Source organism: Ilumatobacter sp., from assembly GCF_049588435.1.
Lineage (GTDB): Bacteria > Actinomycetota > Acidimicrobiia > Acidimicrobiales > Ilumatobacteraceae > Ilumatobacter_A.
This window is the reverse complement of record NZ_JBAVYV010000471.1, coordinates 1-8,377: the sequence shown is the minus strand read 5'-3', so window position 1 is coordinate 8,377 and position 8,377 is coordinate 1. Positions and strand designations below refer to the sequence as shown.

Annotated in this window: 10 protein-coding genes; 3 read left to right on the top strand and 7 right to left on the bottom strand. The window is 66.6% G+C overall.

The window, feature by feature from the left end; translation table 11 throughout:
• Positions 1-40 precede the first annotated feature (40 nt).
• Together WBV89_RS17975 and WBV89_RS17970 are read left to right on the top strand one after the other, a co-directional pair.
• The gene (locus WBV89_RS17975) at positions 41-1,378 is read left to right on the top strand and encodes a glutamine synthetase family protein (protein ID WP_423982705.1); all 1,338 of its coding nucleotides are present in this window, start codon (positions 41-43) and stop codon (positions 1,376-1,378) included.
• Positions 1,379-1,386: 8 nt separating this feature from the next.
• Positions 1,387-2,079: a winged helix-turn-helix domain-containing protein gene (locus tag WBV89_RS17970; RefSeq protein ID WP_423982702.1), complete on the top strand. Its 693-nt coding sequence runs from the start codon at positions 1,387-1,389 to the stop codon at positions 2,077-2,079.
• A 42-nt stretch (positions 2,080-2,121) separates the two neighbouring features.
• Here the strand turns inward: WBV89_RS17970 and WBV89_RS17965 are convergent, their stop codons facing one another.
• The 6 genes from WBV89_RS17965 to WBV89_RS17940 form a co-directional block, all read right to left on the bottom strand.
• The gene (locus tag WBV89_RS17965) at positions 2,122-2,886 is read right to left on the bottom strand and encodes a GDSL-type esterase/lipase family protein (protein ID WP_423982704.1); all 765 of its coding nucleotides are present in this window, start codon (positions 2,884-2,886) and stop codon (positions 2,122-2,124) included.
• Positions 2,887-2,961: 75 nt separating this feature from the next.
• On the bottom strand, positions 2,962-4,338 hold the full coding sequence (locus tag WBV89_RS17960; RefSeq protein WP_423982701.1) for an 8-oxoguanine deaminase: 1,377 nt from the start codon (positions 4,336-4,338) through the stop codon (positions 2,962-2,964).
• Between the two features lie 8 nt (positions 4,339-4,346).
• On the bottom strand, positions 4,347-4,502 hold the full coding sequence (locus WBV89_RS17955; RefSeq protein ID WP_423982700.1) for a hypothetical protein: 156 nt from the start codon (positions 4,500-4,502) through the stop codon (positions 4,347-4,349).
• A 49-nt stretch (positions 4,503-4,551) separates the two neighbouring features.
• A complete protein-coding gene (locus tag WBV89_RS17950; RefSeq protein WP_423982699.1) occupies positions 4,552-4,905 on the bottom strand; it encodes a RidA family protein in 354 nt (117 codons plus the stop codon).
• Positions 4,906-4,948: 43 nt separating this feature from the next.
• On the bottom strand, positions 4,949-5,452 hold the full coding sequence (locus tag WBV89_RS17945) for a hypothetical protein (protein ID WP_423982698.1): 504 nt from the start codon (positions 5,450-5,452) through the stop codon (positions 4,949-4,951).
• Positions 5,453-5,527: 75 nt separating this feature from the next.
• Positions 5,528-7,153 (bottom strand): fasciclin domain-containing protein, encoded by a 1,626-nt coding sequence (locus WBV89_RS17940; protein WP_423982697.1) that lies wholly within the window; start codon positions 7,151-7,153, stop codon positions 5,528-5,530.
• A gap of 80 nt (positions 7,154-7,233) precedes the next feature.
• Here WBV89_RS17940 and WBV89_RS17935 point away from each other — a divergent pair, with 80 nt between their 5' ends.
• Positions 7,234-8,187: a hypothetical protein gene (locus WBV89_RS17935; protein WP_423982696.1), complete on the top strand. Its 954-nt coding sequence runs from the start codon at positions 7,234-7,236 to the stop codon at positions 8,185-8,187.
• A 28-nt stretch (positions 8,188-8,215) separates the two neighbouring features.
• On the opposite strand, the gene WBV89_RS17930 is transcribed toward WBV89_RS17935, so the two are convergent.
• Complete coding sequence (locus tag WBV89_RS17930) at positions 8,216-8,359, bottom strand: HesB/IscA family protein (RefSeq protein WP_423982703.1); 144 nt, start codon at positions 8,357-8,359, stop codon at positions 8,216-8,218.
• Positions 8,360-8,377 lie beyond the last annotated feature (18 nt).

Genomic DNA, 8,377 nt, shown 5'->3' with positions numbered 1-8,377 from the left:
GTCCTCACCCCGCCGTCGGTTCTAGAGTGATGAGGTGGATGTGAACGAACAGCAGAAGGCGTATGTCCTGCGATCGGTGGAGGAGCGCGGGGTCCGGCTCATCCGGCTCTGGTTCACCGATGTTCTCGGCAACCTGAAGAGCATGGCGATCACCCCGCCCGAACTCGACAACGCGCTGAGCGACGGGATGACCTTCGACGGTTCGTCGATCGACGGGTTCAGCCGCGTGCAGGAATCCGACGTCCTGGCCATCCCCGATCCGGACACGTACGAACTGCTCCCGTGGGCCGACCCGACGGCCCCCGAAGCACGCATCTTCTGCGACATCAGCCACTTCAACGGCGAGCCGTTCGAGGGCGATCCGCGGCAGGTGCTGCGGCGTCACGTCACCGCTGCCCACGACTCCGGTCTCACGTTCTACGTATCCCCCGACGTCGAGTACTTCTACTTCGAGCCGCTGACGCCGGGCGCCGAGCCCGTCCCGATCGACGACGGCGGCTTCTTCGACCACACGACCAACGACGTGACCGGCGAGCTGCGCAAGAAGACGATCCGCACGCTCGAGACGATGGGGATTCCGGTCGAGTTCAGCTTCCACGAGGACGCACCCGGCCAGCAGGAGATCGACCTCCGCCACACCGACGCGCTCACGATGGCCGACTCGATGATGACGCTGCGCCTCGCCGTGCGCGAGATCGCGGCACGTAACGGCGTCCACGCGACCTTCATGCCCAAGCCGCTGGAGGGACAGCAGGGATCGGGTCTGCACCTGCACATGTCGCTGTTCCGCGGCGACGAGAACGCGTTCTACGACGAGGACGACGGCTACAACCTGAGCCCTACGGCGAAAGCGTTCATGGCCGGACTGCTGCGCCACGCCAGTGAGATCACCGCGGTCACCAACCAGACCGTCAACAGCTACAAGCGCCTGGTCCCGAACTTCGAAGCACCCGTCCACATCAGCTGGGCGCGCGACAATCGCAGCGGGCTGATCCGGGTCCCGATCGCCAAACGCGGCAACCCCCTGGCGACGCGCATCGAGTACCGCGCGGCCGACCCGGCATGCAATCCGTATCTCGCTTTCAGCTTGATCCTCGCCGCCGGAATGCGCGGGATCGAGGAGGGCTACGAGCTTCCCGAAGAAGCCGATGCGAACCTGTTCGAGATCGACGACGACGTCCTCACGAAGCTCGGGATCAGCCAGATTCCGCAGTCACTCAATGACGCCTTGATCATCATGGAGAAGTCCGAACTGGTGCGCGAGGCGCTGGGTGAGCACATCTTCGAATGGTTCGTGCGCAACAAGCGCCACGAATGGCGGGCGTACAAGACGCAGGTGACGCCGTTCGAACGCGACCGCTACCTGAGGTCGTTGTAGAGGCCGCCATGAGCGAAGCATCTCGCCTGCTCGCCGTCGTGCCCAGCCCGGCTTCGCCCGAGTTGGCGCGCACCCTCGACCTCGCCGGGTATTCGTGGAAGGCGGTCGATTCCACCGAAGCGGCTGCGGACACGGAGCCGAGCGGTGGATGGGCCGGAATCATCGTCGACGCGTCCGAGGACCTCGATGGCGCGTGGAGCTTCCTGCGCTCGGTCCGGAAGCAGAGTTCGGTTCCGACACCGGCCCTGATCCTCATCGGTGGTGCGCAACTGGCCGCCCTCGAACACCGCGACGACCTGTTCGACGACTTCTGTCTCACGCCGTTCCACCCGACCGAGCTCGAAGCTCGCCTCCGACATCTGCTCAGCGCCGAGATCGAGGTCCAATCCGCCGACGTCGTCGAATACGGAGATCTCGCCCTCAACCTCGAGACGTATCAGGCGTCGATCGGTGGCAAGCCGCTCGACATGACGTACATGGAATACGAGCTGCTGAAGTTCCTCGTCCAGAACCCCGGCAAGGTGTTCACCCGCGAGATCCTGCTCAGCCGGGTGTGGGGATACGAGTACTACGGCGGTGCACGCACGGTGGACGTCCACGTACGACGGTTGCGTGCCAAGCTCGGCGAGGAGTACGCCAACCTGATCCAGACCGTGCGCTCGGTCGGGTATCGCTTCGGTCAATCCCGCTGGGACAGCTGAACACATGCGCGTGGTGCCTGGCACCAACGCGCATTTCGGTGATCAGCGGCCGAGGAAGTTGGCGGCGCTGGTGGTGACCACGCTGGCGAAGGTGATCTCGCCCTGATCGGTGGGGTGGACCCCATCGTCGCTGAGCACGCCGTTCTCGGGCGCATACGAGCTCCACGACCCGACCGTTGCATTGCCGCGTTCGGCGACGGCCCGCGAGATCGCAGCGTTCACCGCAGCGGTGTCGGCGGGTCGATCCTCGATGTAGGTGTTCACCCACAGCAGCGGAGCCTCGGGTGGGATCGACTCGAGCACCGAATCGACGACATCGGACACCTCGGCGGCGTCGGCGTACTGGCTGATGTCGTTCGTGCCGAGAGCGACGATCCAGAGGCGGTCCTGCGGATCGCCGGTGTACTCGTCCGCGACGTAGTCCGCGATCGAGGCGCCGCTCGTGTTGTCGCCGAACGACTCCGAGATGCGCTTGCCCTGCTGAGCGACGATCGTGACGTTGTCGAATCCGATCTGGCTGAACTGCTCCTCGATCGCCTCGCTGGACGCGACGGTGATCGAGTCGCCGATCATCACGATCGAATCCACGTCGGATGCGTTCGCGGCCGTGGCGCCGTTCGAGGACGACACCTCCCCGAACTCCGAGCCGAGTCCGATCGTCGGGAGCGGGACGGCCGGCGAATCGTCGGCCACCAGCTCAGCGGACGAGCCGCCATCGGACGCCTCCGTCGACGTGGTGCAGGCAGCGAGCGCGGCGAGGCCCGCACACAGCACGGCGGTCCGTCGGCGAGTTGAGATTCGGGGCATCACGACCAACAGTCTGGCGACTGCAGCCCCCGACACGACGTCAGGGCAGGGGTCCCCCGTCACAGCGTGACGGGGTCACACTCCTTGGATCCGCCTCGACAACACATCGTGCTCGCCGAGCATCTCCTCGAGTCGGTCGGACACCAGCATGCCGTCGCGGACGATCGCTCGACCGTGGACGATCGTGTCCCGGACACCGGTGGGTCCACAGCGCAACCACGCCTCGACGGGGTCGGCAACCGCTCCGGCGAAACTCGGACCGGTCAACGACCAGATCGCGACGTCACCGACTGCCCCGACCTGCAACGAACCGATCTCACCTTCACGGCCCAGGCAGCCGGCACCTCCGACCGTGGCGACCTCGAGCGCCATCCGGGCGGTTCCGGCGCTCGCCCCGTTGCGGAGCTTTGCGAGCAACATCGCCTGGCGAGCTTCCAGCCACATCGAGGCACTGTCGGCCGATGACGACCCGTCGACGCCCAGCCCGACCTTGACCCCGGCGGCGCGCAGATCGACGATGGGCGAAATCCCCGAGGCGAGGATCAGGTTGCTCGACGGACAGTGCGCAGCACCGACGCCGGCGGCGCCGAGGCGGACGATCTCGTCGTCGTTCGGCATCACACAGTGGGCGACCCACGTCCGATCGCTGCACCATCCGGTGCGCTCGAGGTACTCCATCGGGCGGCAACCGAAGGTGGCGATGCTGAACTCGTCGTCTTCTGCGTTCTCGGCGAAGTGGGTGTGCAGCCGGACGTCGAGGCGTTCGGCCATCTCGGCCGTGCGGACCATGAGGTCCTCGGTCACCGAGAACGGCGAGCACGGCGCGAGCGCCACGCGGGTCATCGCGCCGAAACTCCGGTCGTGGTGACGGGCCACCGCGTCCTCGCACGCCGCGAGGATCTCGTCGTCGTCCGCAACGACATCGTCGGGTGGAAGTCCACCATCCTTCTCCGACAGCGACATCGACCCGCGGGTGGGATGGAACCGGATGCCGAGGTCGCGGGCTGCCTCGATCTCCGCGGTGAGCAGGTCTCCCGCTCCCCGGGGATGCAGGTAGAGGTGATCGGTCGAGGTGGTGCATCCCGACAACGCCAGTTCGGCCAGTCCGACCCAGGCGGACACGTACACCGACTCGCTGTCGATCGACCGCCACAACGGGTACAGCGACTGCAACCACCCGAACAGCGGCTTGTCGGTCATCGGGGGGTACGCCCGGGTGAGGTTCTGATACAGGTGATGGTGGGTGTTGACCAGCCCGGGGGTCACCAGGCACCGCGATGCGTCGATGGTCTCGGCGGCGGGCGGTGGCTTGCCGGTGCCGAGCGCCGAGATCAGACCGTCGGTGATCGCGATCCAGCCATCCGACAGTTCACGTCGCTCGTTGTCGACGGTCGCGACGGACCGGGCATGAGCGACGACCAGATCGGCAGGCGTCGCTGGCCCCGACCCCACCACTGCGGTCAATCTTCGAGTTCGAGGAGTTCGCTGCCCTCGTTGCGTGCGATCCCGTCACGGCGCAGTGACTCACCCAGGATCGCCGACGCGACCGCACCGGTCATGAGGACCGCCACCGCGATTCCGATCATGGCGATGATGAGGATGATCGCTCCGGCCATCGCGCCAGTGTACGCCCGACAAATCGTCCGACCAAGGCCGCCGATGCGGTCAGTCGACCGGCTTGTAGGCGACGGCTTCGACCTCGACCAGGAAGTTCGCCGGGAGTGCGGCAACCGCGACACACGAGCGGGTCGGGCGGTGATCGCCGAACGCGTCGGAGTACACGCTGTTGAACTTCGCGTAGTTCTCCATGTCGGTGAGGAAACACGTCGTCTTGACGACGTCGTCCAATGATGCGCCGACCGACTCGAGCAGCTCGCGGAGGTTCTTCATCGTCTGCGTCGTCTCTGCCGCCACGCCGCCGGCGACCTTCACCCCGTCGACGAGGCCACCCTGCCCGGAGACGTAGATGAAATCTCCGGCACGGAGAATCGGGACGTACGGGCCGAGGGGCTTGCTCATGTCCGCAGGGTATTCGATCGGGCTCGGCGGACGGCGGCGAGGGTCAGCGATCTTCGTGTGTGAGGGCCTCGAACTCGTCCCATCGTCCCGATGCCAGGAGTGCTGCCTGGCGCGGCCACGACGAAGGGTCGCGCGTCTTGTACGGCGTTCCGGCATCGTCGAGCATCGAACGGAGAGTGCTCTGGTCGGTGTGCGCGAGTTCCGCCCAGGTCGACACCCCGATCCCGGCGCACAACGCGGCGATCTTGGGCCCGATGCCGTCGATCACGGTCAGATCGTCGTCGAGGGTCGGCCCGGGCTCCGCATCGGCCGTGCCGTGCGAGGCGCCCGCGTCGATCCCCTCCAGCTGTGTCCGCAGCCGGTCACATTCGGCCTCGAGATCGGCGATCTGTCCCCGCAGCTCCTCGACGTCGGCGTCATCGAGGCTGGATGTCGCCGGTCCCCTGACGGCACGCGCCTTCAGTGATCGCAGTGCCCAGCCGACAAGTCCACCGAGGACCGCCAACAGCACGCCCCAGACGAGGAATTTGAGCAGTGTGTAGGGCACGATTCGAATCCTTCCGTCGTCGTGGGTTCTCCGGGTGGTGTTGTACATCCTGGCCGGTCAAGTTGCCCGGCGCCATCATCGGCTCGTGACGAGGAACTCGACACGTCGACTCGCGTCGGCATCCTCGGCTCCGTCCGGATCCAGGATGGGGTCCGATTCGCCGCGTCCCTCGGCCGACACGTCATCGGCCGGAAGCCCGCGCGTGACGAGCGCATCGCGAACCACACCGGCGCGACCGTTGCTGATCAGTTCGTTGCTGGCAGGGGTCCCGGAGGTGTCGGTGTAGCCGACGACGACGACGTCGACTCCGGCGAGTCGCGCGATGCGCGCGGCGACCTGATCGACGATCGGGAGCGATTCGGGGGTCAGCTCGGCGGAACTCGGTTCGAACCGGATCGGGTTCTCAGCGACGAAACGGTTCAGTTCATCCTGAAGAGCTTCAGCCGACGCCGGGTCCGCTGTCGGGCGGACACTGAGATCGACGGTCACATCGGATGCCGATGCCTCCTGTTGCACCGCTGTGCGGCCGTTGTCGTCGTATGCCACACCGGTCAGCGTGACGACACCGTTCTCGAGGGTGGCGTCGCCGGACACGAGATCGGTCACCAGAGTCGCGGTGACCGCCGCCAATCGATCGAGGTCGGCCGACTTGGGGCCATCGGTGTCGACCACGGTCAGCGTGTCGACCACGTTCGTCGGGTCGACCTCGGCTTCCACCGCCGCCGTGAGTTCGTCTCGTTGCTCGGCGTCCGCCACGGCACCCCGGAGGTCGACACGACCGTCGAGGTACTCGACCGTCGTGAGCGCCGGGTCCGGCGGGGTCGGAATCTCGAAGTCATCGGGAACGAGGATCCGATCGATCGCGTGGATCACGCCGTTCGAGGCGGTGATGTCGAGTTGCGTGTCCGGATCGGCGATGCCGGCGGTCGAATTCGCGGTCGACAACGTCAGTGCATCCACGTCGACCTCGACGGTCGAACCGCCGAGCATCTCGAGCGGACCGTCCACGAACAGGTCCGACGTCAGCGCGCCCTCCGTCATGTGTTGCAGGAGCAGTTCCCGCAACACGTCCTCGTCGGACGTCAGCGCGCCGAACGTGTCGGCCCCGAGCATCTCGAAGGCCTCGTCGAACGCAGCGTCCGTCGGGGCGAACAGCGTGATCGGGCCGTCCGGCCCGAGTCCTTCCGCGTCGTCGAGACCCGCGGATCCGATCAGTTCGGAGAGCTGATCGAAGAGTGGATCCTCGGCGAGTACCCCGACGATCGACGGGAGCGCCGGCTCGTCGGTCGACGGGGCGGTGGTCGCGGCATCGACACCCGAGTCGCCGGTGGCGACCGTCGACGACGACGCCGGCGCCGAGTCCGACGGATCGGCTTCGGTGCCGGTGTCGTCGGCGGTGCACGTCGTGTCGAGGTCGATGCCGTTGACACCCCGCAATGACATCGTCGCGCTCAACGCCGCGTCGGGATCCTCGAGCGGTTGGGCGCAGACCAGGGTCCCGTCCTGTCCGGAGAACGAGGCGGTCACCCCGTCGATGTCCTGCTCGTCGAGCTCGTTCTCGACCCGATCCTCGAGCTCGTTCTGCACGACCGGGATCGCGATCACCGCCCCGATCGCGAACACGATCAGGAAGGCGACGACACCGAGGGTGAGAATTCGGCGACGATATCGTCGAAAGGAAATCGGAGACGTCACGCTCATCGTCCGTACGTTCGCACGTGGACTGCGGACGTTCCAACGATGTCGTCAGATCTTCAACCCGTCGCAATGAATCGAGCCCCATGACCACACCAACCGATCCGTCGTCCGAACAGCCGATCCAGCAGCCGACCCGGCCGCGCTTCGGCCTCGACCGACGGATGTTCCTCGTCGGAACCGCGTCCGCCGGATTCCTCGCCGCCTGCGGCGGAGGAAGCAGCGAGGGTGACGCGGCCGCCGATGGTGACGGCAGTGGTGGCAGTGATGACGGCGGCGAGGCGACGACTTCGATCGACTCGTACGCAATCGTGCAGCGGTTCCCGTCCGATGTGCTGGTCCCGGGCGAGATCCGGCTGCCGTTCAGCCTGGCGCTGGCGGCGGAGTTCATCTCCGACGGACCCGACGAACTGACCGCCCAGGTCGTCGACCTCGAGGGGAACGACGTCGGCGACGAGATCGTGGCCGTCCGCCGCGACGTCACGCCGTCGTCGTACTACGCATTCCGCCCGACGATCGACACGCCGGGCATCTACGCGATCCGGATCGAGGGCGGCCCCGAGGAAGGCGCGAACTTCCAGGTCATGGAGCCCGACCAGGTCGCCGTGCCCGGACCGGGTGACACGTTGCCGGCCTTCGCGACGCCGACTCCGGACGATCCCGGCGGTGTCGATCCGATCTGCACCCGCGAGCCCGCGTGTCCGTTCCACGAGGTGACCCTGACCGATGCCCTTGCCAGCGGCAAGTCGGTGGCCTACATCGTCGGAACGCCTGCGTTCTGCCAGACCGGAACGTGTGCACCGGCACTGGAGACCATGGTGTCGATCGCACCCGAGTACACGGACGACTACGTGTTCGTCCACGCCGAGGTGTGGGACGATCTCACCGCGACCGAGGTCGCGCCGGCGGTCGCCGACCTGAACATGCAGTTCGAGCCGGCCCTGTTCATCGTCGACCCGACCGGGTCGGTCGTCGAACGGATCGACGGGCTCTGGGACGCGACCGAGTTGCGCGAACGCCTCGACGACGCCATCGCCTGAGTCCGGCCGATCGGCCGGACTCGACGGTTCAGGAGAAGCTCTGGCCGCAGCCGCAGGTCCGGCTGGCGTTCGGGTTCGTGATCGCGAAGCCCGACTCGTCGAGTCCGTCCTTGTAGTCGAGGGTCGCACCCTCGAGCAGCTGGGCGGATGCCGGGTCGACGACGACCTTCACGTTGTCGTCGTATTCGGC